At 71.4% G+C, this 22698-nt stretch carries 21 protein-coding genes; 12 read left to right on the forward strand and 9 right to left on the reverse strand.

Annotated elements, in window-relative coordinates; translation table 11 throughout:
- Position 1 precedes the first annotated feature (1 nt).
- Positions 2 to 1435 (forward strand): NAD(P)H-quinone dehydrogenase, encoded by a 1434-nt coding sequence (locus FM112_RS00330; protein WP_087002083.1) that lies wholly within the window; start codon positions 2 to 4, stop codon positions 1433 to 1435.
- A 90-nt stretch (positions 1436 to 1525) separates the two neighbouring features.
- Here the strand turns inward: FM112_RS00330 and FM112_RS00335 are convergent, their stop codons facing one another.
- The 3 genes from FM112_RS00335 to FM112_RS00345 form a co-directional block, all read right to left on the reverse strand.
- Positions 1526 to 2293 (reverse strand): SDR family NAD(P)-dependent oxidoreductase, encoded by a 768-nt coding sequence (locus tag FM112_RS00335; protein WP_087002085.1) that lies wholly within the window; start codon positions 2291 to 2293, stop codon positions 1526 to 1528.
- A 99-nt stretch (positions 2294 to 2392) separates the two neighbouring features.
- On the reverse strand, positions 2393 to 3775 hold the full coding sequence (locus FM112_RS00340) for an aspartate aminotransferase family protein (RefSeq protein ID WP_087002087.1): 1383 nt from the start codon (positions 3773 to 3775) through the stop codon (positions 2393 to 2395).
- Positions 3776 to 3933: 158 nt separating this feature from the next.
- Positions 3934 to 5715 carry a biotin carboxylase N-terminal domain-containing protein gene (locus tag FM112_RS00345; RefSeq protein WP_087002089.1) on the reverse strand — a complete coding sequence of 594 codons (1782 nt, stop codon included), beginning with the start codon at positions 5713 to 5715 and terminating at the stop codon, positions 3934 to 3936.
- A gap of 238 nt (positions 5716 to 5953) precedes the next feature.
- On the opposite strand from FM112_RS00345, the gene FM112_RS00350 reads away from it, so the two are divergent.
- The 4 genes from FM112_RS00350 (at position 5954) to FM112_RS00365 (ending at position 10716) form a co-directional block, all read left to right on the forward strand.
- Positions 5954 to 7687, forward strand: coding sequence for an ABC transporter ATP-binding protein (locus FM112_RS00350; protein WP_087002091.1), 1734 nt, complete (start codon positions 5954 to 5956; stop codon positions 7685 to 7687).
- A complete protein-coding gene (locus FM112_RS00355) occupies positions 7684 to 9804 on the forward strand; it encodes an ABC transporter ATP-binding protein (RefSeq protein WP_369678153.1) in 2121 nt (706 codons plus the stop codon). The genes FM112_RS00350 and FM112_RS00355 overlap by 4 nt, the downstream gene beginning before the upstream one ends.
- A gap of 116 nt (positions 9805 to 9920) precedes the next feature.
- On the forward strand, positions 9921 to 10373 hold the full coding sequence (locus FM112_RS00360; RefSeq protein WP_087002093.1) for a prevent-host-death protein: 453 nt from the start codon (positions 9921 to 9923) through the stop codon (positions 10371 to 10373).
- A 1-nt stretch (position 10374) separates the two neighbouring features.
- A complete protein-coding gene (locus FM112_RS00365) occupies positions 10375 to 10716 on the forward strand; it encodes a hypothetical protein (RefSeq protein ID WP_087002095.1) in 342 nt (113 codons plus the stop codon).
- Positions 10717 to 10756: 40 nt separating this feature from the next.
- Here FM112_RS00365 and FM112_RS00370 read toward each other — a convergent pair whose 3' ends face one another.
- Both FM112_RS00370 and FM112_RS00375 read right to left on the reverse strand, forming a co-directional pair.
- A complete protein-coding gene (locus tag FM112_RS00370; protein ID WP_087002097.1) occupies positions 10757 to 11398 on the reverse strand; it encodes a nucleoside triphosphate pyrophosphatase in 642 nt (213 codons plus the stop codon).
- A gap of 40 nt (positions 11399 to 11438) precedes the next feature.
- Positions 11439 to 12467: a hypothetical protein gene (locus FM112_RS00375; protein ID WP_087002099.1), complete on the reverse strand. Its 1029-nt coding sequence runs from the start codon at positions 12465 to 12467 to the stop codon at positions 11439 to 11441.
- Positions 12468 to 12616: 149 nt separating this feature from the next.
- On the opposite strand from FM112_RS00375, the gene FM112_RS00380 reads away from it, so the two are divergent.
- On the forward strand, positions 12617 to 13912 hold the full coding sequence (locus FM112_RS00380; RefSeq protein WP_087002101.1) for a class I SAM-dependent RNA methyltransferase: 1296 nt from the start codon (positions 12617 to 12619) through the stop codon (positions 13910 to 13912).
- Positions 13913 to 14084: 172 nt separating this feature from the next.
- Here the strand turns inward: FM112_RS00380 and FM112_RS00385 are convergent, their stop codons facing one another.
- Both FM112_RS00385 and FM112_RS00390 read right to left on the reverse strand, forming a co-directional pair.
- Positions 14085 to 14348 carry an acyl-CoA carboxylase subunit epsilon gene (locus FM112_RS00385; protein ID WP_087002103.1) on the reverse strand — a complete coding sequence of 88 codons (264 nt, stop codon included), beginning with the start codon at positions 14346 to 14348 and terminating at the stop codon, positions 14085 to 14087.
- Positions 14348 to 15952 (reverse strand): acyl-CoA carboxylase subunit beta, encoded by a 1605-nt coding sequence (locus tag FM112_RS00390; protein ID WP_087002123.1) that lies wholly within the window; start codon positions 15950 to 15952, stop codon positions 14348 to 14350. Before FM112_RS00390 ends, FM112_RS00385 begins: the two co-directional genes overlap by 1 nt.
- Positions 15953 to 16105: 153 nt before the next feature.
- On the opposite strand from FM112_RS00390, the gene FM112_RS00395 reads away from it, so the two are divergent.
- Together FM112_RS00395 and FM112_RS00400 are read left to right on the forward strand one after the other, a co-directional pair.
- Entirely contained in the window at positions 16106 to 16963 is an 858-nt protein-coding gene (locus tag FM112_RS00395; protein WP_176386602.1) for a biotin--[acetyl-CoA-carboxylase] ligase, read from the forward strand.
- Complete coding sequence (locus FM112_RS00400; protein ID WP_087002107.1) at positions 16960 to 17622, forward strand: PH domain-containing protein; 663 nt, start codon at positions 16960 to 16962, stop codon at positions 17620 to 17622. Before FM112_RS00395 ends, FM112_RS00400 begins: the two co-directional genes overlap by 4 nt.
- Positions 17623 to 17685: 63 nt before the next feature.
- Here the strand turns inward: FM112_RS00400 and FM112_RS00405 are convergent, their stop codons facing one another.
- Positions 17686 to 18270, reverse strand: coding sequence for a GtrA family protein (locus tag FM112_RS00405; RefSeq protein WP_087002109.1), 585 nt, complete (start codon positions 18268 to 18270; stop codon positions 17686 to 17688).
- Between the two features lie 124 nt (positions 18271 to 18394).
- Between FM112_RS00405 and FM112_RS00410 the strand changes: the two genes are divergently transcribed.
- A complete protein-coding gene (locus tag FM112_RS00410; protein ID WP_087002112.1) occupies positions 18395 to 19522 on the forward strand; it encodes a 5-(carboxyamino)imidazole ribonucleotide synthase in 1128 nt (375 codons plus the stop codon).
- 34 nt (positions 19523 to 19556) lie between these two features.
- Positions 19557 to 20057, forward strand: a complete 501-nt coding sequence (gene purE, locus FM112_RS00415) for a 5-(carboxyamino)imidazole ribonucleotide mutase (RefSeq protein ID WP_254910309.1) — start codon at positions 19557 to 19559, stop codon at positions 20055 to 20057.
- 111 nt (positions 20058 to 20168) lie between these two features.
- Here the strand turns inward: purE and FM112_RS00420 are convergent, their stop codons facing one another.
- The gene (locus FM112_RS00420; protein WP_087002127.1) at positions 20169 to 20738 is read right to left on the reverse strand and encodes a TetR/AcrR family transcriptional regulator; all 570 of its coding nucleotides are present in this window, start codon (positions 20736 to 20738) and stop codon (positions 20169 to 20171) included.
- Positions 20739 to 20883: 145 nt separating this feature from the next.
- Between FM112_RS00420 and FM112_RS00425 the strand changes: the two genes are divergently transcribed.
- Positions 20884 to 22245: an LCP family protein gene (locus FM112_RS00425; RefSeq protein ID WP_176386603.1), complete on the forward strand. Its 1362-nt coding sequence runs from the start codon at positions 20884 to 20886 to the stop codon at positions 22243 to 22245.
- Between the two features lie 107 nt (positions 22246 to 22352).
- Positions 22353 to 22643: a glycosyltransferase family 4 protein gene (locus FM112_RS00430; protein ID WP_140400517.1), complete on the forward strand. Its 291-nt coding sequence runs from the start codon at positions 22353 to 22355 to the stop codon at positions 22641 to 22643.
- Positions 22644 to 22698 lie beyond the last annotated feature (55 nt).

The raw sequence follows: 22698 nt of genomic DNA on the forward strand, positions 1-22698 counted from the left end.
CATGGCTGCACAGAACACCGATAAACACCGCATCGTCGTCATCGGCGGCGGGCCGGGCGGATACGAGGCGGCCCTCGCGGGCGCGCAGCTCGGCGCCGATGTGACGCTCATCGAGCGCACCGGGCTGGGCGGCTCGGCGGTCCTCACCGACGTGGTGCCCTCGAAGGCGCTCATCGCCTCGGCGGAGGCCGCGGTCGCGATCCAGGAGGCCGACGAGCTCGGCCTCCAGTTCTTCGTGCGCGACGACCACGAGCATCCCCGCGGCCCCGAGGTCGCGGTGAACCTCGGCAAGCTCAACCAGCGGCTGCTGCGCCTCGCGCAGAACCAGTCGGACGACCTGCGCCGCAACCTCAAGGACAACGGCGTGCGGATCATCGAGGGCAATGGCCGCATCGACGCCGATGGCGAGGTGTCGATCACCGCGGGCGCGGGCGGGCAGGAGTTCGACCGGGTCGAGTACGACTCGCTCGTGCTCGCGGTGGGGGCGAGCCCCCGCGAGCTCGAGTCGGCGAAGCCGGACGGCGAGCGCATCCTCACGTGGAAGCAGCTCTACAACCTCGAGACCCTGCCCGAGCACCTCGTCGTGGTCGGCTCCGGCGTGACCGGCGCCGAGTTCGCCTCCGCCTACAACGCCCTCGGCGTCGAGGTCACGCTCATCTCGAGCCGCGACCGCGTGCTCCCGGGCGAGGACGCGGACGCGGCCGACGTGATCGAGGAGGTCTTCACGCGCAACGGCATGAACGTGCTCTCGAAGCGGCGGGCCGAGTCCGCCGTGCGGGAGGGCGACGAGGTGGTCGTGACGCTCTCGGACGGCACCGAGGTGCGCGGCTCGCACTGCCTCATGGCGGTCGGGTCCATCCCGAACACCGCGGACCTCGGGCTCGAGGAGATCGGCGTGAAGACCACGGGCTCCGGCCACATCGTGGTGAACCGCGTGGCCCGCACCTCGCTGCCCAACGTCTACGCGGCGGGCGACTGCAGCGACTTCCTGCCCCTCGCCTCCGTGGCCTCCACGCAGGGCCGCACCGCGGTGTTCCACGCGCTCGGCGACGAGGTGCGCCCGATCATCCGCCGCAACGTGGCCTCGAACGTCTTCACCTACCCCGAGATCGCGACGGTCGGCTGGCAGGAGGTCGAGGTGCGCGAGGGGCTGCGCAGCGGCCGCGTGTACAAGCTCGACCTCGCCCAGAACCCGCGGGCCAAGATGCAGGGGTTCCGCGACGGCTTCGTGAAGCTCATGATCGGCAACAACCTCGGCACGATCATCGGCGGCGTCATCGTGGCCCCGCGCGCCTCGGAGCTCGTGCTCGCGCTGTCGATCGCGATCGAGCAGCGGCTGACGGTGGACGAGTTCGCCTCCTCGTGGGCCGCGTACCCGTCGCTGTCGACCTCCGTCGTCGACGCGGCGCGGGCGATGCACCGCCCGGTCGGGTAGCGCTTCCGCGCCTCCTCCGAATCCCGGCGGGCGCCGGCCGGCCGGCGAGGGCCGGGCCGGCGGCCGCCAGGATTCCGGGGAGCGTGCGGGTCAGCCGGCGGACCAGCCGCCGTCGCTCGGGATGATCGCGCCGTTGACGTTGATCGACTCGTCCGCGAGCAGGAACACGATGAGCGCCGCGAGCTCGTCGGGCTTCGCGTTGCGCAGCGCCGTCTGGTGCACCGGTCCGATCGCGGCCATGCCCGCCTGATCGATCTTCGTCTGGTCGATCGAGCTCATGATGTTCGTCTCCACGCCGCCGGGCAGCACCGCGTTGCTGCGCACGCCCCGCTTGGCGTAGGTGTAGGCGGTGTTCCGCGTGAGCCCGACGACGCCGTGCTTCGAGGCGGTGTACGCGGCGCCGGCTGCGGCCCCGCGGATGCCGGCCTCGGAGGCGATGTTCACGATCGAGCCCGAGCCCGCCTCGAGCAGGTGCGGGAGCACCGCGCGCACGAGCAGGAAGGGCGCGGTGAGGTTCACCCGCAGGCAGCGCTCCCAGGTCGCGTCGTCGGTCTCGCCCGCACCCGCGAACACGTCCATGACGCCCGCGTTGTTGACGAGGCCGCCGATGCGCCCGCGCGAGGCGGCCTCGTCGACGAGCTTCGCGACCACGTCGCCGTCCGAGATGTCGCCGACCGAGGCGGATGCGCTCCCGCCCGCCTCGGCGATCAGCTCGACGGTCTCGTTCGCGGCGGCCTCGTCGAGCTCGGCGACGACGACGTGGGCGCCCGCGGCCGCGGTCTGCAGCGCCGTGGCCCGGCCGATGCCCGAGCCCGCTCCCGTGATGATGACGACTCGATCGTGCAGTGTCGGCGACATGTGGTCCTCCTTCGGACGTGTTCGGCAGAGATGTTCTCCTGACGTCGAAATTACGCCCCGGAGTTGAGCCGCCGCCGATACCGCTCCGGCGAAAACCTGCTACGCGCGCAGCGCCGCGGCGAGCTCGTCGAAGGCGCTCACGTATGCGTCGATCGCCGCGTCGTCGTGGGTCACCGAGAGCGTCCACTCCTCCTCGCGCCCCGGCGTCATGAACACGCCGCGGTTCATGTTGAACAGCCACGCGAGATCGGCCAGCGGGCCGGCGTTCGCCTGATTCGCCCAGTAGGACTCGTAGTCCACCACCTTCGCATCGGAGAACACGACGCAGCCCTTCGAGCCGATGCCCACCGTGTAGGCGGCGAGGTCGTAGCGGCGGATGACGTCGTCGCAGCCCGCGAGGATGCGGTCGTTCAGGCGCGCGAGGTGCGCGTAGGCCTCGTCGGTCATCACCTCGAGCAGGGAGGCGCGGGCCGCCGCGAGCGTGAGCGGGTTCCCGTTGTACGTGCCGACCTGGTAGACGGTGCCGTCCTCGACGATCCGCGAGATCTCCTCGGTCATGCCGATCGCGCCCGCGGGCAGGCCCCCGCCGAGGGCCTTCGCGAGCGTCACCATGTCCGGCAGCACGCCGAAGCGCTCGACGGCGCCGCCGGCGGCGATGCAGATGCCGGTCTTCACCTCGTCGAAGATGAGCACGATGCCGTGCCGCTCGGTGATCTCCCGCACGCGCTCGAGGTAGCCGGGCTCGGGCAGCACGACGCCGAGGTTCATCATCGCGGCCTCCATGATCACGCAGGCCGGCTTGCGGTCCTCGGCGATGAGCGACTCGATGCGCGCCGCCATCGCATCCGCGTCGTTGAAGGGCACCGCCACCGTCATGTCGACGACCGACTGGGGGATGCCGCCGCCGTAGGAGATCGAGGCGTAGTGCTCGCGCGGGCCGCGATCCGCGGCCTCGACGGCGCCGATGTCCACCATGACGGCGTCGTGGTGGCCGTGGTAGGAGCCGAAGATCTTCATCACGGTGTCGCGGCCGGTGAGGGCGCGGGCGATGCGGATCGCATCCATCGTCGACTCGGAGCCGGAGTTCGTGTAGCGCCACTTCGGCAGGCGGAATCGGCGGGCGAGCTCGTCGCCCACCACGATCGCGTCCTCGGTGGGTGCGGCGAAGTGCGTGCCGAGCGGATAGCGCTCGGCCACGGCGCGGCCGATCGCGGGATGCGCGTGGCCCTGCACCATCGAGCCGAAGCCGTTGTGGAAGTCGTAGTACTCGTTGCCGTCCACGTCCCGGATCCTCGGTCCGGAGCCGCCCTCCACGTAGATGGGCCAGGGGTCGTGCACCTGGTACGAGGACGCCACACCGCCGGAGAGGTGGCGGGAGGCGTCGGCGTAGAACTCCTTGGAGCGCTGCGTGCTCGCGTCGAGCCGCTCGGCCTCGATGTCGATGAGCTCGGCGATGCGGTCGTGATCGATTGGCGTACCCATGGGGGACTCGCGTTTCCGGTCGGCCTGGCACCCGTTGATGTGCGTTCGGAAGAGGGGCGGCGCTCGCGAACCGGCCTGGCGTTGACGGCGCTGTGCCCGTGTCCGGATCGCCCCGGCGGGGCTCCGGTCACGGGCACAGTCTAAATGAACGGGATGAATTATTCGTCGATGATCTCCAGCAGCAGGGTGCCGGCCGAGACGGTGTCGCCGGGCGCGCCCGAGACGCCGCCGATCACGCCATCCTTGTGCGCCGCGAGCGGCTGCTCCATCTTCATCGCCTCGAGCACGCACACGAGATCGCCCTTGACGACCTTCTGCCCCTCCTCGACGGCGAACTTCACGATCGTCGCCTGCATGGGGGCGATGACGCCGGCCCCGGAGTCGGTCGCGACCTCGCCGCGGCTCCGCCGGCGCGGCGCGTGGCCGGCCATGTTGCGGCCGACGCCGCCGTGCTCGAGGCCCGCCGAGACGACGAGGCGCTCCGGGAGCGAGACCTCGATGCGCTTGTCGTTGACCTCGACGACGACCTCGCGGCGCGAGTCCTCCGCCTCGAGCGCCTCCGGCTCGCCGTCCCACGGCTCGAGCGTGTTCTCGTACTCGGTCTCGATCCAGCGGGTGAAGACGTCGAAGGAGCCTCGCTCGGCGGTGAAGGCCGGCTGGCGGACGACGTCGCGGTGGAAGGGGATGACGGTGGGCATGCCGGCGACCTCGAACTCGTCGAGCGCGCGGCGGGCCCGGTCGAGGGCCTCCTCGCGGGTGGCCCCGGTGACGATGAGCTTCGCGAGCAGCGAGTCGAACGCGCCCGAGACGACGTCGCCCCGGCGCACGCCCGCGTCGACGCGGACGCCGGGGCCGGTGGGGATCTCGAAGGTCTTGATCTTGCCGGGGGCGGGGAGGAAGCCGCGGCCCGGGTCCTCGCCGTTGATGCGGAACTCGAAGGAGTGGCCGGTGTTCTCGGGGTCGTCGTAGCCGAGCTCCTGCCCCTCCGCGAGGCGGAACTGCTCGCGTACGAGGTCGAGGCCGGTGACCTCCTCCGAGACGGGGTGCTCGACCTGCAGGCGCGTGTTCACCTCGAGGAAGGCGACGGTGCCGTCCACGGCGATGAGGAACTCGCAGGTGCCCGCGCCCACGTAGCCGACGTGCTTGAGGATGGCCTTGGACGCGCGGTACATCTCCTCGCGCTGCGCGTCGGTGATGTGCGGCGCGGGGGCCTCCTCGACGAGCTTCTGGTTGCGGCGCTGCAGCGAGCAGTCGCGCGTCGAGACGACCACGACGTTGCCGTGCGCGTCGGCGAGGCACTGGGTCTCGACGTGGCGCGGGCGGTCGAGGAACTTCTCGACGAAGCACTCGCCCCGCCCGAAGGCCGCGATGGCCTCGCGGGTGGCGGAATCGAAGGCGTCCTCCACCTCGCCCTCCTCGCGCACGACCTTGAGGCCGCGCCCGCCGCCGCCGTAGGCGGCCTTGATCGCGACGGGGTAGCCGTGCTCGGCGGTGAACTCGAACACCTCCGCGGCGCCGGAGACGGGCTCGAGCGTGCCGGGGGCGAGGGGCGCGCCGACCTGCTCGGCCACGTGGCGGGCGGTCACCTTGTCGCCGAGGGCCTCGATGGCCTCGGGCGAGGGGCCGATCCAGATGAGCCCAGCGTCCTGCACCGCGCGGGCGAAGTCCGCGTTCTCGGCGAGGAAGCCGTAGCCGGGGTGCACCGCGTTGGCGCCCGAGCGGCGGGCCACCGAGAGCAGCTTCTCGATGACTAGGTAGGTCTCGGCGCTGGTCGCGCCGCGCAGCGCATAGCTCTCGTCGGCCAGCCGCGCGTGCGGGGCGTCGCGGTCCTGGTCCGCGTACACCGCCACCGAGGGGATCCCCGCATCGCGCGCGGCGCGGATGATGCGGACGGCGATTTCGCCGCGGTTGGCGATGAGCAGCTTTTCGATGCGAGGCATAGTTCCCTAGCTTATGGTGAATCGGCGATCGGGGCTTGGCGGGTGTCCACAATGTTGATTCGGGTTTCGCTGGCGATATCCGACCAAACGGCCGAGCCCACACCCTAACCGACGGCCGCGCCGCAACCGCGCAAGAGTCCGACGAAAGTAGCATTTCGCAGATGGTTCGGGCATGAGAAGATGGCGAGCTGCTCGCATCCGGGCAGACAACGCGACGAGACTCAGAAGGACTTCGCGCATGCTCTGGAAGTTATTAGTCCAGTATCTGCGGCCGAGCTGGCCGCTGGTGCTGGGGGTGCTGGTGTTCCAGCTCCTCCAGGCACTTGGTGCACTCTATCTACCAACCCTGAATGCAGACATTATCAATAACGGCGTCGCGCAGGGCGACGTCGGGTACATCTGGCGCGTCGGGGCGTTCATGCTCCTCATCGCCTTCCTGCAGGTGGTCTCCAACATCATCGCGATCTGGTGCGGCGCCCGGGCGTCCATGAACGCGGGCCGCCTCATCCGCCGCGACGTCTACGACCGCGTCGCCGCGTTCTCGGAGCGCGAGCTCTCGAGCTTCGGCGCCGGCTCGCTCATCACGCGCAACACGAACGACGTGCAGCAGGTGCAGATGCTGAGCTTCATGACCTGCACCATGATGGTCTCGGCCCCGATGCTCGCCATCGGCGGCGTGGTCATGGCCCTGCGCCAGGACATCGGGCTCAGCTGGATCATCGCGATCGCCGCGCCCGTGCTGCTGGCCTTCGTGGCCTTCATCGTGGTGCGCATGGTGCCCCTGTTCACGAAGTACCAGGAGCGCCTCGACGCGCTCAACCGCATCCTGCGCGAGCAGCTCACCGGCATCCGGGTGGTGCGCGCCTTCGTCCGCGAGGACATCGAGCGCACGCGCTTCCGGGAGGCGAACGAGCGGATCACCGACACGGGCCGACGCGTCGGCAACCTGTTCGTCGTGGTCTTCCCCGGCGCCTCCATCGTGGTGAACCTCGCGGTGGTCGCCGTGGTGTGGTTCGGCGGCATCCAGGTCGACCAGGGCACGGTGCAGATCGGCTCGCTGTTCGCCTACATCGCCTACGTGATGCAGATCCTCATGGGCGTCATCATGGTGAGCTTCCTCACGATGATGATCCCGCGCGCCGCGGTCTGCGCGAACCGCATCGGCGAGGTGCTCGACACCGACACCTCGCTCGAGTTCGCGGAGCAGCCGCGCACCGATCAGCCGGAGCCCGGCCGCGTCGAGTTCGACCGCGTGGGCTTCGCCTACCCGGGCGCCGACCAGCCCGTACTCTCGGACATCACGTTCCGCGCCGAGCCCGGCGAGACCGTGGCCGTCATCGGCTCCACGGGTGCCGGCAAGTCCACGCTCGTCAACCTCGTGCCGCGCCTCTTCGACGCGACCGAGGGCGAGGTCCGCGTGGGCGGCGTGCCGGTCAAGGACGCGGATGCCGACGCGCTGTGGGACTCGATCGGCCTCGTGCCGCAGCGCCCCTTCCTGTTCTCGGGCACCGTCGCCTCGAACCTCGAGTTCGGGCGCGAGGGGGCGACCGAGGAGGAGATGTGGCGCGCGCTCGAGATCGCGCAGGCCGCCGACTTCGTCCGGGAGATGCCGGGCGGGCTCGAGGCGACCATCGCGCAGGGCGGGACGAACGTCTCGGGCGGCCAGCGGCAGCGGCTGTCGATCGCGCGCGCGATCATCCACGACCCGAAGGTGCTCGTGTTCGACGACTCCTTCTCGGCGCTCGACCTCACGACCGACGCGCGGCTGCGCGGCGCGCTCTGGCAGGAGCTGCGGCACGTGACGAAGCTCGTCGTGGCGCAGCGCGTCTCGACCATCGTCGACGCCGACCGCATCGTCGTGCTCGAGCGCGGCCGCGTCGTGGGCATCGGCAGGCACGACGAGCTCGTCGAGGGCAACGACACCTACCGCGAGATCGTCGAATCGCAGCTCGGAGCGGGGGCGGAGGCATGACCGACGTGAACAATACGGAATCGCAGTCCGCCGCCGTCGAGGACGAGTTCGACGAGCAGGCCGCCGCGGCCGCCGCCGGATTCTCCGAGATGGGCGCCGACACCCGCCCGGCCAAGCACTTCTGGCCGAGCTTCAAGCGCCTCCTCGGCCTGCTCGCGCCGTGGAAGTGGGTCTTCGTCATCGCCACGGTGCTCGGCATCGCGTGGGTGGCGCTGACGGTGCTCGCCCCGCGCGTGCTCGGCGACGCGACGAACATCGTGTTCGAGGGCGTCGTCTCCGGGCAGATGCCCGAGGGCGCGTCCCAGGCCGAGGTCGTCGCGGGCCTGCGCGCCTCGGGTGAGGAGGAGTTCGCGAGCATGGTCGAGGCCATGCAGCACTTCAACCCCGGCCAGGGCGTGGACTTCTACGCGCTCGGCCGCACCCTGCTGTACGTGCTCGGCATCTACGCGCTCGCGAACATCCTCGACTGGGCCGCGGGCTACCTGCTCAACGGGGTCGTCGTGAAGGCGATGTACTCGCTGCGCCGCCGGGTGGAGGAGAAGATCCACCGCCTGCCGCTCGCGTACTTCGACCGCGTGCGCCGCGGGGAGCTGCTGAGCCGCGTCACGAACGATGTGGACAACATCACGAACGCGCTGCAGCAGTCGCTCATCTACGCGCTCACCTCGGTGCTCACGGTGCTGGGCGTGCTCGTGATGATGTTCTCGATCTCGTGGCAGCTCGCGCTCGTGGCGCTCGTCGTGCTGCCGATCACCGGCGGCATCTTCGCGGTGATCGGGCCCAGGTCGCAGGCCGCGTTCGGCCGCCAGTGGAAGACCACCGGCCGGCTGAACAGCCGCGTCGAGGAGTCCTTCTCGGGCCACGCGCTCGTGCGCGTGTACGGGCGCGAACGGGACATGCGCGAGCAGTTCGCCGAGGAGAACGACGAGCTCTTCGAGGCCTCGTTCAAGGCGCAGTTCCTCTCGGGCATGATGATGCCGCTCATGATGTTCGCGGGCAACCTCTCCTACGTGGGCATCGCGGTGCTCGGCGGGCTGCAGGTGGCGGGCGGCCAGCTGCGGCTCGGCGACGTGCAGGCGTTCATCCAGTACTCGCAGCAGTTCACGCAGCCCCTCGCGCAGCTCGGCGGCATGGCCACGACCGTGCAGTCGGCCACGGCCTCGGCCGAGCGCGTGTTCGAGCTGCTGGATGCGGAGGAAGAGGAGCCGGACGCCGAGGACGCGCCCGAGCTCGTCCCCGGCCCCGGCCGGATCGAGTTCAAGGACGTCGAGTTCTCGTACGACCCCGAGCGCGAGCTCATCCGCGACCTCGACTTCGCGGTGGACCCGGGCGAGACGGTCGCGATCGTGGGCCCCACGGGCGCGGGCAAGACCACGCTCGTGAACCTGCTGATGCGCTTCTACGAGCTCGACGAGGGCGCGATCCTGCTCGACGGCCAGGTGACCGGCGAGCTGCGCCGCCACGACGTCCGCGCGCGCACCGGCATGGTGCTGCAGGACCCGTGGCTGTTCCAGGGCACGATCCGCGAGAACATCCGCTACGGCCGCCAGGATGCGACCGACGAGGAGATCGTCGAGGCCGCGAAGGCCACGTTCGTCGACCGCTTCGTCGCGAGCCTGCCCGAGGGCTACGACACCGTGCTCGACGAGGAGGCCTCGAACGTCTCGGCGGGCGAGAAGCAGCTCATCACGATCGCGCGCGCGTTCGTGGCCGACCCGGCGGTGCTCATCCTCGACGAGGCGACGAGCTCGGTGGACACCCGCACCGAGCTGCTGCTGCAGCACGCGATGAACGCGCTCCGCGAGGGGCGCACGAGCTTCGTGATCGCGCACCGGCTCTCGACGATCCGCGACGCCGACCTCATCCTCGTGATGGAGAGCGGCCGCATCGTCGAGCAGGGCGACCACGACTCGCTGCTCGCGGCGGAGGGCGCCTACTGGCGCCTCTACCAGTCGCAGTTCGCGGGCGCCGCGGTGGACCTCGACGCCGAGGAGGCGGCCGAGGCCGAGGCCCCGGCGGCCACCGGCGCGGTGCCCGCCGTCACGGGTCCGGTGCCGCTCGTGACCGGCTCCGTCGACGCCGCCCCCGACGCGGAGCGCGGCCCGGCCGACGCATAGCGCCGCCCCGATGCGCACGGGCCCGGCGCCTCGCACACCGCGAGGCGCCGGGCCCGTTCGGTTTTCCGCATCCACAGCGTCAGACTTCTGAACACGTTCTGAAGTATGCTGGGGATATGACTGCAACGACTGGACCGCGTGCGTTTCGCTCCTCCGAGCTGAGCCGCGGATCCCGCGAGGTGTTCGAGGCCGCGGAGGAACACCCCGTGGACGTGACCCGGAGGGATGGAGAAGACCTGGTGCTCATGACCAAGCGGGAGGCCGCGGCGCGGGAGCGCCTGCTGGAGCTCGCCGCACAGCTGATCGCGGTGTCCACCGACGATCGGGGTACGCTCGGCGCCCGCATGGCGCGCGCCTTCCCCTGGATGCTCGCGCTGTCGCCGACCGCTCGCGAGACGTGCGCGACGGAGCTGCTCGAAGCTGCCCGGGCTTCGTTCGGGACCGGTCAATCGCACCTCGTCGCCGCGGAGATGACCGCATGGCGCGAGACGGCCACCGCGATCGCGGCGGGGCTCGATCAGGCCCCGGTCGACTGGATCGACTACGAGGTCGAGGTGGAGCGCCCCTAGCGTGTCGAAGTCCCGGAGGGTCGAACGTCCGCTCAAGAACGCCGAATACGAGATCCGGTTCGCCTCGACGCAGGCCCGGCGAGGCTGGACCGATCTGCAGGCCACCATGCGAAACGCGCTGGTGGACTCCTGGGATTTCCTGACGAGATCCCCGCTGGAGACGACACCGACGAACTACCGTCTCAAAGACGTGCTCGGAACCGTGATGCGCGGAGGCGAATCGCATGAGCGGTGGCAGCACAAGCCCACGAGGCAGGGCGATGCGCGCATCTGGTTCTACGTGGTCGGGCGGGTCGTATATCTGGAGCAGGTCCACACGCACCACCCCAACGCCACGAAATAGTCCCGGTCATCCGCGAGGCGCCGGGCCCGTTCCCGTGCGGTCAGGAGGCGGCGCCGGGCCGGTTCCAGAACGACGGCCAGTCGGCGCCCAGCCGGCGTGCGAGCCGGCGCACCACGGGCAGCGAGATGCCGATCACGGTCGAGGGGTCGCCATCGATGCGCTCGATGAACGGGCCGCCGAGCGAGTCGATGGTGAAGGCGCCCGCCACCCACAGCGGCTCCCCCGAGGCGATATAGGCCTCCACCTCGGCGTCGTCGAGGTCGTCCACGAAGGTCACCTCGGCGGACTTCACCGCGCCCGCGCCCTCGTCGCCGGGGGCGCCGAGACGGCGGTCGACCATCCAGTGGCCCGACCAGAGCGTCCCCGTGCGGCCCCGCTGCAGCGCCCAGCGCTCGCGGGCGGCCTCGGGGGAGCCCGGCTTGCCGTAGATCTCGCCGTCGACCTCGAACATCGAGTCGCCGCCGAGCACGAGGCCGTCGAGCGCCTCCCGCTCGGGGCCGTCCGCGACGGCGAGGGCCTTGGCCTTCGCGAGCGTCAGCACGGTCGCGGCGGGATCGAGCGGGCCGGCGGCGGCGAGGACCGCGTCCTCGTCGACCTCGGAGGGGCGAACGACGGGCTCCACGCCGGCGCTGCGGAGCACGGCGAGACGGGCGGGGGAGGTGGAGGCGAGGATGAGGCGCATGCCACCAGGGTATTGCCGCGCCGGCGTTCGCGCCGCCGCGCTACTCGAATCCGCGGAACTCGGGCGGCAGCACCCGCTCCGCGATCTCGAGCGGCGCGCCGATCTCGGCCCAGCCCGTGTCGCAGAACGCCCGGTACCGGGACTCCGGCTCCACCTCGTAGAGCTCGCAGCGCTCGTTGGCAGCCACCGGATCCCCGGCGGGAGGCTGCTCCATGCCCGGCTCGGACTCGTGCCAGTCCAGGCCGATGCAGACGGGGTTGAGGCTGCCGAGGTCGTCGTCGAACTGATTGCTGCTCTGCAGCGGGTACTCCAAGTGGTACCTGGTGAGCGCGGGCACGCTGCTCATCTTCACCGCGAAGGCGGACGCTGCGTCGCCCTCGAGGGGCGGGAAGAACAGCGAGCACGTGCTCGCGTGCTCGGGCCGGTACGCCGCCGAGTTCGCGTCCGCGTCGCGCACGGAGCCGTCGAAGCGGTCGAGGAAGGCCTCGTCGACCTCGCCGAGCCCCTGGATGTTGATGAGCCAGTGCTCGCCGACGACGAGATAGCGCTCCCAGATCTCGGCGCCCTGGTACGTGTCGTGGTAGACGAGCGCGCCGTTCGGCAGGGTGTCGGGCGCGCCGTCGATGTCCGCGGCGTGCTCCGCGAGCGCCTCGGCCTGGCCGGGGTCGAACTCCGCGAAGGTGTAGCCGATCATGAAGGACTGGCTGTCGCCGTATGCGAGGCACGCCACGCCGCGGTCGATCGCGATGGTGTCGAGGCCCTCCTGCTCGGGGAACTCCACGTTCACGGGCTCGACCACGAACTCGGCGTCGGTCATGGCCACCTGCTCCTGCAGCCCCCAGAGCGGATCGGACTCGGCGACGAGGAACTGGTCGTCGGGGAGCACGCTCGCGCAGTTCAGCGGGCTCCGGCCCGCCTCGGCGGAGTCGGTCGGGGCACCGGACTGCCCCGCGGGGGACTCGCGCCCGGCGCCCTCGAGCACCTCGGCGGGCGTCCCGCATCCCGCGAGGAGCAGCAGCGCCGCCGCGCTCGCGGTCGCGGCCTGGGTTCGGCGGATGCGGAACTGCACGGGCGGCTCCTTCGCTGCGGGCGCCGGGTCGTGGCACGTCCCGGCCGGGCGGTTGGTGGTTCCGATGCAGAAAGTATCAGGCCGAGCCGGGTGCGGGATCAACGCCTGGCGCCGGGCCGGCGGACGCCCCGGACAACTAGGCTGGGGGCGTGACTCACGCATCCGCAGCCCCCGAACTCGCCCCGGACGTCGTCGTCGACCTCGACATCGGGGAGGTCGCCCACCCGGGCGTCTTCGTCGCCCGCCACGCCTCCGGCCGGGTGGTGTTCGTCGCGGACGCCCTGCCGGGGGAGCGCGTGCGGGCGCGGATCACCGACGTGAAGAAGTCGCACGCGCAGGCGACGACGGTGCAGGTGCTGGAGGCGGCTCCGCAGCGCGTGGAGCACGTCTGGAGCGCGGCATCGCTCGACCGCGACCCGGAGGAGCGTGCGGGCGGCGCCGGCTTCGGCCACGTGCTGCCCGAGTTCGGCCGCGAGCTGAAGCGCCGCGTGATCGTGGACGCGATGGCGCGCTTCGGCGGGCTCGACCGCGAGGACGGGATCATCGGCGGCCTCGGCGTCGAGGCGCTCCCCGGCGACGACGGATCGCGCGGCACGGGCTGGCGCACGCGCCTCACGTTGCACGTGGACGAGGACCGGCGCGTGGGGCCGGTCGCGGCGCGCTCGCACCGGATCGTCCCGACGGACTCCCTGCCGCTCGCGTTCGCCGACATCGAGGAGCTCGCCCTCGCGCAGATACGCGAGGGCTCCCGCAGCCCCGGGCGCATCGACTTCGTCGCCCCCTCCGACAGCGAGGCGAGGATGCGGCGGCGCCCGCAGGGCAAGCCCGCCCGCGCCCCGGAGCAGCTGCTCGAGCGGGTGCACGACAGGGAGTTCCTCGTGGGCGAGGACGGGTTCTGGCAGGTGCACCGCCATGCGGCCGCGACGCTGTTCGACGCGGTCAAGGAGGCGATCGACCCGGCCCGGTTTGACGCCGCCGCGCAGCATCTCGACCTGTACGGCGGGGTGGGGCTGCTCGGCGCCGCGCTCGCGGAGTTCGCGGGCACCGCGGACGTCGCGGTCGAGTCGGTCGAGTCGTCGAGGGCCGCGACGGGATTCGCCCGGCGGAACCTGCGGGAGTGGCGGCGCGCATCGGCCGCGACCGCATCCGTGGACGACTACCTGCGGCGGCTCGCCTCGGACGGGGGCGCCGCCGAGCGGAGCGCCCTCGCGGCCGGCGCCGTGGTGCTCGACCCGCCGCGCACCGGCGCGAAGAAGGCCGTCGTGGCCGCGCTGGCCGAGCTCGGCCCGGCGCAGCTCGTGTACGTGGCCTGCGATCCGGTCGCCCTCGGCCGCGATACCGGCCTGCTGCGCGAGCGGGGCTACGAGCTCGTGCGCCTGCGCGCCTACGACCTGTTCCCGAACACGCACCACGTGGAGTCGGTGGCCACCTTCGTGCGCGCCTGAGACGCCGGCCCGAGCTGTCGGCCCGCGCCGGTCCGGCGGCCGGCGCGACTCCCGGCGCGAGCCCGGCCGGCCCCGGAACGACGGATGCGTCGCACTTCGCGGTCATGACGGGGTCATGACGACGAACTGCGACGCATCTGCACGCGCAGCGCGGGGCGCTCGGCCCCGACGCTCAGCGGAAGCGGCCGAAGAGGGGGTCGCTCGCGGACATGCCGCCCTGCAGGAAGCGCTGCGAGCGCTCCCACGGGTCGAGCCGCTCGGGCACGTCGCGCGGCCGGTCCACGGCCACGCCCTCCGCGAAGAGCACGGCCAGCGTGGCCGAGACGGCGGCGAGCTCCTCGGCGGAGGGGTTGCCGCGCACGAGTGCGGCCTCGCCCGGCTCGAGCGAGTCGGAGAGGTCGAGGTCGGGGATCGCGATCCGGGGCTGCTTGACCATCAGAGCGGGATGTTCCCGTGCTTCTTGGGCGGCATCGAGGCGCGCTTGGACCGCAGGGCGCGCAGCGCCTTGGTGATCGTCACGCGGGTCGCCGCGGGCTCGACGATCGAGTCGAGCTCGCCGCGCTCGGCCGCGAGGTAGGGGGAGGCGACGTTGTACGTGTACTCGTCCGCGAGGCGCTTGCCGAGCGCCGCGGTGTCCTCGCCGTTGTCGGCGGCGGCCTGGATGTCGCGGCGGTAGAGGATGTTCACGGCGCCCTGGCCGCCCATCACGGCGATCTCGGCGGTGGGCCACGCGATGTTGTAGTCGGCGCCGAGCTGTTTCGAGCCCATGACGATGTAGGCGCCGCCGTAGGCCTTGCGCAGGATCACCGTCACGAGGGGCACGGTGGCCTCGGCGTAGGCGTACAGCAGCTTCGCGCCGCGGCGGATGACGCCCGACCACTCCTGGTCGGTGCCGGGCAGGTAGCCGGGCACGTCGACGAGCGTGAGGATCGGGATCGAGAACGAGTCGCACATCCGCAGGAAGCGGGCGGCCTTCTCGCCGGCGTCGATGTTCAGCGTGCCCGCCATCTGGTTGGGCTGGTTGGCGATGATGCCGACCGGCGACCCCTCCACCCGGGCGAAGCCGACGACGATGTTCGGCGCGAACAGCTCCTGGATCTCGAGGAACTCGCCGTCGTCCACCACGGTCTCGATGACCTTGAGCACGTCATAGGGCTGGTTGGGGGAGTCGGGGATGATCGTGTTGAGCACCTGGTCGCGGTCGGTGACCTCGAGCTCGGTGCGCGCGTCGTAGCGCGGCAGATCGGCGAGGTTGTTGTCCGGCAGGTAGCTGATGAGGTTGCGCGCGAAGTCGAGCGCGTCCTCCTCGTCCGGGGCGAGGTAGTGCGAGACGCCCGAGGTGCGGTTGTGCGAGAGCGCGCCGCCGAGATCCTCCATGCCGACGTCCTCGCCCGTGACGGTCTTGATGACGTCGGGGCCGGTGACGAACATGTGGCTGGTCTTGTCGACCATGATCACGAAGTCGGTGAGCGCCGGGGAGTACACGGCGCCGCCGGCCGCGGGGCCCATCACGATCGAGATCTGCGGGATGACGCCCGAGGCGGCCGTGTTGAGGCGGAAGATCTCGCCGTACTTGCCGAGCGCGATCACGCCCTCCTGGATGCGGGCGCCGCCGGAGTCGAGGATGCCGATGATGGGCACGCCGGCCTTGAGCGCGTACTCCATGATCTTGATGATCTTCTCGCCGGCGACCTCGCCCAGCGAGCCGCCGAAGACGGTGAAGTTCTGCGAGTACACGGCCACGTTGCGGCCGTGGATGGTGCCGGTGCCGATGACCACCGAGTCGCCGTAGGGGCGGTTCCGGTCCATGCCGAACGCGGCCGTGCGGTGCCGCACGTACTCGTCCATCTCGACGAAGGAGCCGGGGTCGAGCAGGCCGTGGATGCGCTCGCGCGCGGTGTTCTTGCCCTTGGCGTGTTGCTTGGCGGCAGCGCGTTCCTCGGCGTCGGTGACGGCTTCGGCGTAGCGGTGCTTGAGGTCTCGGATGCGGCCGGCCGTCGAGAGATCGGGCTGGTCGCGCTCAGCAGCGTTATCGTTCATCTGCACCACCCTATACGCGCGCTGCACGGGAAATCGGCTCGGAGCCACGAAGGATGGACGCGCTGCGCTGTGGAAACCTCCAAAAGGGCGCGGCGGCGTCGAATGCCACTAGCGTTGACCCCGTATCGGTCGGGACGGATGAGGGGACGCGGCGTGGAGCGCATCGAAGTGGCACTGGCGGATTCGACGACGGCCGGGGTCGAGCTGCACGAGGAGCTCACCTCGACGAACGAGGTCATGCGCGCCCGGTTCGTCGACGACCGCGAGCGCTTCGCGCCCTTCCACACCATCGTCGCGTTCTCGCAGACGGCGGGGAGGGGGCGGCTCGACCGCGAGTGGGTGGCCCCCGACGACTCCGCGATCGCGATCTCCACGTACCTCGAGTTCGACGCGGCGGCCGCGCGCACCTCCATCGGCTGGGTCGCGCTCGCCGCGGGCGTCGCGCTGCGCGAGGCGCTGCTCGAGCTGGCGGCCGCGCAGTCCCCGGGGCTCGCCGAGGACGTCGCCGGGCGCATCGCCATCAAGTGGCCCAACGACCTGCTCGTCGACGGCCGCAAGGTCTCGGGCATCCTCGGCGAGCTGCTCGGCGTGGTCGACGGCGGCGCCCGCTTCGCCTGCGTGCTCGGCGCCGGGATCAACCTGCGCACCCCCGAGCAGGGGCTCGCGTTCCCGCACGCGATCGCGCTCGACGAGGCGGGCATCCGCCCCGAGCGGGATGCGCTGATCGGCGCGTTCCTGCGCGGCTTCGCGGCCCGCATCCGGGCGCTCGACGAGGCCGGCGGCGACGCCTCGGCCACCGGCCTGCGCGGCGAGCTCGAGCGGCACTGCACGACGATCGGCCTCGAGGTGCGCGTCACCCGTCCGCAGGACGCCGACCTCGTGGGCGTCGCGACGGGCGTCGACGGGACCGGCGCGCTGCTGGTCCGGGGCGCGGACGGTCAGGTTCATCCGATCAACGTGGGCGATATTGAGCATGTCCGCCCCGTTGTGAAGCCCGAGGAGGGTGAGTGACGCAGCCGCCGTCCCCGCAATTCCCGCATCCCCCGCACGCCCGGCCGGGCGCGCCGGGGTACTCCGTGCCGGAGGGCTGGCTCGACGAGACCCCGCCGCAGCCGCTCGGCGAGGGCCCTGCGCCCGCCGAGTCGGCCCCGGCGGCCCCGGCCGGGCCCGCCCGCGAGCGCAGGCCGGCGCGCCCCGAGCTGCGGGTCGCGGTCATCCGCCAGCACGCCCGCCGGCTCGTGCTCCCCTCGCTCGTGCTCATCGCGGCCGCCGGCTTCATCGGCTACTGCTCGCGCGGCCTGCGGGAGGAGGGCGACTGGCTGCTCTGGGCGAACCTCGCCGGCGCGGCGGGGCTGCTGCTGGGGGCGATGCCGATCATCGCGTGGCTGCGGCACCGCTATCTCGTCTCCTCGGTGCGCACGGTCTCGAAGAAGGGCCTGCTGCGCAGCGCGGTGCGCGAGATCGCGCACCATCAGGTGGTGGACGTGCGGATGCGGCGGAACTGGTGGCAGGCGCTGTTCGGCTCGGGCACGATCGAGCTGCGGGCGGTGACGGGGCGGGTCGTGGTGCTCGCGGACGTGCCGAACGCGGTCACGGTGACCCAGGCGCTGCGGGAGCTGACCGGGAACGTCAACCGGGCCGCGGAGCGCGAGGAGCAGCCCGAGGAATAGGGAGCAGCCGAGGAATAGCGGAGCGGCCCGGCGGGGAATACCGGTGCCGGGCCGGAGGCCGGGTCAGGCCGGCGTGGACTCGCGCAGGTGCAGCCGCCGCGGGGAGTAGACCCACCAGCGGTACAGCGCGAAGCGGAAGATCGAGCCGAGGCCGATGCCGACGAGGTTCGCGAGGTTCTCGACGAGCAGCGAATCCCAGTGCAGCACGTAGTGGGTGATCCACAGCGGCACGAGGCCGATGACCATCCCCGCGAGGCTCACGCCGAGGAACTCGAGCCCCTCGCGCGTCGTGTGCCGCCCCGAGGCGCGCGCGTGCCGGAAGGTCCAGAAGCGGTTGCCGATCCAGCTCCAGAGGATCGCGACGAGCGTCGCGAGCACCTTCGCGAGCATCGGCCCGAGCGGGTGCACCTCGGGCGAGAGCACGGTCGTGCGCAGCAGCGTGTAGGCGCCGATGTCCACGAACACGCTCACCCCGCCGACGAGGCCGAACTTCAGCAGCTGCGCGACGAAGCTCTGGAACCACGGCAGCGACCAGCGGATGGGACGGCTGCCGGGCTTCGCCTGCGCGTGCTCGGCGGCGATGATCTCGATGGCGCCCGAATGCGGGTGCGCGGGATCCTGCTCCTCGCGTTCCTCGGGTTCGTTCATCACGGGTACTGCTTTCGACGGGACGGCGAATCGCCTTCGGGCGCACCGATTCTTGCACGCCGCCCCTGGCGGCTCTCCCAGATGCGAGAATGGCGGGGATGTTCCGGCGAGAAAGGCGAGATGCATGGGTGTACCGGTCGTAGGCGTAGTGGGCGGGGGGCAGCTGGCCCGGATGATGATCCCCGCGGCGGTGGAGCTGGGCATCGAGATCCGCGTGCTCGCCGAGGCGCCCGGCTCCTCCGCCCGCATCGCGGCGACGGAGGTCGGCGACTACCGCGACCTCGACACCGTGATGGCCTTCGCGAAGGAGGTGGACGCGGTCACCTTCGATCACGAGCACGTGCCGCAGCCGGTGCTGCGCGCCCTCGTGGACGCGGGCGCGCAGGTGCACCCGGGCCCGCACGCGCTCGAGTTCGCGCAGGACAAGCTGCGGATGCGCGAGCGCCTCGCCGCGCTCGGCGCCCCCGTGCCCGTGTGGGCGGGGGTCTCCTCGCCGCGGGAGCTGCAGGCGTTCATCGACGAGAACGGCGGCCGCGCCGTGCTGAAGACCCCGCGCGGCGGCTACGACGGCCACGGGGTGCGCATCGTGGAGTCGGGTGAGGCGGGCGCCGATTGGTTCGAGGACTTCGACGTGCTGCTGGCCGAGGAGCTCGTGGACTTCCGCCGCGAGCTCGCGCAGCTCGTGGCCCGGCGTCCGAGCGGCGATATCGCGGCGTGGCCCGTGGTCGAGACGGTGCAGCGCGACGGGGTCTGCAACGAGGTCTTCGCGCCGGCCACCCACTCGGGGGCGCACGACCGCCTCTCGCAGGTGGCGGGCTCGATCGCGGAATCCATCGCCGAGGGGCTCGACGTCACCGGCGTGCTCGCGGTGGAGCTCTTCGAGACTGCCGATCAGCGGCTGCTCGTGAACGAGCTCGCGATGCGGCCCCACAACTCGGGCCACTGGACCATCGACGGCGCGCGCACGAGCCAGTTCGAGCAGCACCTGCGGGCCGTGCTCGACCTGCCGCTGGGCGATGCCGCCCCGCGCGACCGCTACTCGGTCATGACGAACATCCTCGGCGGCCCGCAGGGCGAGCCGATCACCGCGCGCTTCGCCGACGTGATGGCGAAGTTCCCGGATGCGAAGCTGCACACCTACGGCAAGTCGGCCCGGCCGGGCCGCAAGGTCGGCCACATCACGGTGTGCGGCGAGGACCTCGACGAGGTCGCCTACCGGGCCCGGGCCGCGGCGGCGATGTTCGAGGACTGACCTGCCGAAGACGCACGAACGAAGGAGCACGCACGTGACCGAACCCCGCGCCCGCGTGGGCATCATCATGGGATCCGATTCCGACTGGCCCGTCATGCGCGAGGCCGCCGACGCGCTCGAGGCGCTCGGCGTGGCGGTCGAGGTGGAGGTCGTCTCCGCCCACCGCACGCCCGAGAAGATGGTCGAGTACGCCCGCGGCGCCCGCGGCCGGGGGCTGGAGGCGATCATCGCCGGCGCGGGCGGCGCCGCGCATCTGCCGGGCATGGTCGCGTCGATGACCACGCTGCCGGTGATCGGCGTGCCCGTGCCGCTCAAGCACCTCGACGGCATGGATTCGCTGCTGTCGATCGTGCAGATGCCGGGCGGCATCCCGGTCGCGACGGTCTCGATCGGCGGGGCCAAGAACGCCGGCCTGCTCGCCGCGCGCATCCTCGGCTCGACCGACGAGGCGGTGGCCGCCCGGCTGCAGGACTACGCCGACTCCCTCACCGCCATGGTGGCCGAGAAGAACGAGGCGCTGCAGCGCTCCCGCTGACCCCGCCTCCCCTCCCTCCCTCCAGAATCCTGGCCACGGTTCGTCGTTCTCGCCGGTCGATACGACGGGCCGTGGCCATTTTCCGAGGGGAGGGGGCTATGGATGGCGGGGTCAGCGGAGCGGGGCGAGCTGGCCCTGCAGCTGGGCCTCGAGGCGCTCGGGGGTGTTCTGCGCGGGCGCGAACACCGCGGTGACCTGGGTGCCCTGCAGGAAGGTCAGCAGCCCGTCGACCTCGACATCCCAGCCGCGCCCGGCGTCGTGCTCCTCCAGCCAGCCGAGCATCCACTCGCGCCATTCGGCCACGGCCTCCCGGTGCAGCTCGAAGGCCTCCTCGTCCGTCGTGGCCTCGGCCCAGAACTCGATCACGACGCGCGCCTCGTCGAGCCGCTCGGCGTCGAGGGGCATGACCTCGCGACAGAAGGACTCCAAGGCGTCGAAGCCCCGCAGCGAGGCGTTCACCTCCGCGGCGCGGCGGTTGGTGCGGTCGAACACGTGCCGGTACGTCGCGCCGAGCAGATCGGCCTTGGTGGGGAAGTAGGGCTTGAGCGCGCCGTTCGCGTAGCCGGCCTCGCTCGCGATCTGCCGCATCGTGGCCCGGGCCATGCCGTGCTTCGCGATGATGCGCCAGGTGGCGCGGACGATCTCATCACGACGCTGGTCGTGGTCTACGGTCTTCGGCACGGTGCTCGGTCCTTCGGCTCGGCGGGCGCGGCTCGCCCGCGGGGTGTCCGGACACGAGGATACTGTCATTCGCGACCGCGCGGAGCACGGAACCGACGCGTCGGCGGGGAGCGCCCCAGCGTTCTGCCCTACCCTGGACCGAGCTATGAACGAATCCAAGCCGCTGCGGCACCCCGACGCCTCCTCGCCCGAGTTCATGACGAAGCGGGCGTGGTGGCTCGTCGTCGCGAACCTCCTCGTGCCCGGTGCGGGCCCGCTGCTCGCCGGCAACCGCCGCTTCGGCCGCCTCGGGCTGCGGCTGTGGATGCTCGCGATCCTCGCGATCATCATCGTCGTCCTGCTCTGGTTCCTGCTGCGCGGGCCGCTGCTGTTCATGCTCACCACCGCGTGGGGGCTGCGCATCCTCGCCGCCATCCTGCTCGGCTACGGGCTGTGGATGATGGCGACGATGCTCGAGACGCTGCGGCAGGTCAAGCTGTTCCGCGTCGACGCGTTCGCACGCGGGCTCATCGCGGTGGTCGCGATCGTGCTGGCCGTCGTGCCGGTGTTCGTGGGCGGCTACGGGGCGGCCAACGTGATGCAGGCGCAGGGTGCCGTGCAGCAGCTCTTCGGCGGGCCCAACGGCGGGCTGAAGTTCCCGAGCGACGGCCGCCTCAACGTGCTCATGCTCGGCGGCGACGCGGGCGACACCCGCGACGGCATGCGCCCGGACTCCGTGAGCGTCATGAGCTTCGACGTGTTCAGCGGGCAGACCACGAGCGTCGGCCTGCCGCGAAACCTCATGCACTTCGGCTTCTCCGAGGGGCCGATGCAGGAGATGTACCCGGAGGACTACACGTACTGCAACGTGGATCCCTGCTACCTCAACTCGGTCTACACCGAGGTCACCTACCACGACTACGACATCTACCCCGAGGCCGAGGACAAGGGCTCCGACAAGGGCATCGAGGCCACGCGCGACGCGGTGGAGTGGATCACCGGGCTCGAGATCCACTACTACGTGTTCATCAACATGGACGGCTTCGCCGACCTCGTGGACGCGATGGGCGGCGTCACCATCGACGTCAAGGAGCCGATCGCGCTCGGCGCCAACGACGAGGGCCAGGAGGGCTGGAAGCCGCCGACCGAGTGGATCGAGCCGGGCGTCCAGGTGCTCGACGGGCACCACGCGCAGTGGTATGCGCGCTCGCGGTACGAATCCACCGACTACGACCGCATGCAGCGCCAGCGCGAGCTGCAGGACGCGATCATCTCGCAGCTGCCGAAGGCGATGCTCGGGCACAGCGGTCCCATCCTCTCGGTGCTCGACGAGGTCATCCAGACCGACATCCCGAAGGGCGAGGCGGGCGTGATCGCCGACCTCGCGCTGAAGGGCCGCGGCCGCGAGGACAACATCCGCGTGCAGCTCTCGCCGCCCTACATCGACCCCGAGGCGCCCGACTACGCGTACGCGCAGCAGCTCATCCAGAACGCGATGGACGGCGAGGCCCCGCCCGAGACGGAGTAGCCGGCCCGCCTCCGCCCCCTCCGGATCTTGGCGGTGGCTGGTCGCTCCCGCGCCCTCGGGACGGCCATCCGCCGCCAAGATCGCGCGGTGCCTGGCGGTACCGGGGCGTGCCTGCGGTGCCGGGGCGGGCGGAGAAGGGGCTCGAGGCGTTCCGCGCCGGGACCCCCGTCGTGCACACGGATGTGCCGGCGCTCATGGAGGTCTCGCAGGGCGCCTCGCTGCACGTGTCGCTCGGCGACGCGAGCACCTTCGAGCGCCGGCTCGCGATCGCGCTGTCGAACGTGCTGCACGACGTCGAGCTGCAGCAGCAGCTCACCACCGCGGGCTACGACCGCGCCCCCGTCTACTCGTGGGCGTACTCCGCGGACCTCGTCTGGCGCCTCCACGCGGACCTGTAGCCGGCGCCGCCTCCCCCGACCTGCGGGTACCCGCCGACGAGGCCCGCCGGGCGGA

This window comes from Gulosibacter sp. 10 (assembly GCF_900163695.1).
Taxonomy (GTDB): Bacteria; Actinomycetota; Actinomycetes; order Actinomycetales; family Microbacteriaceae; genus Gulosibacter.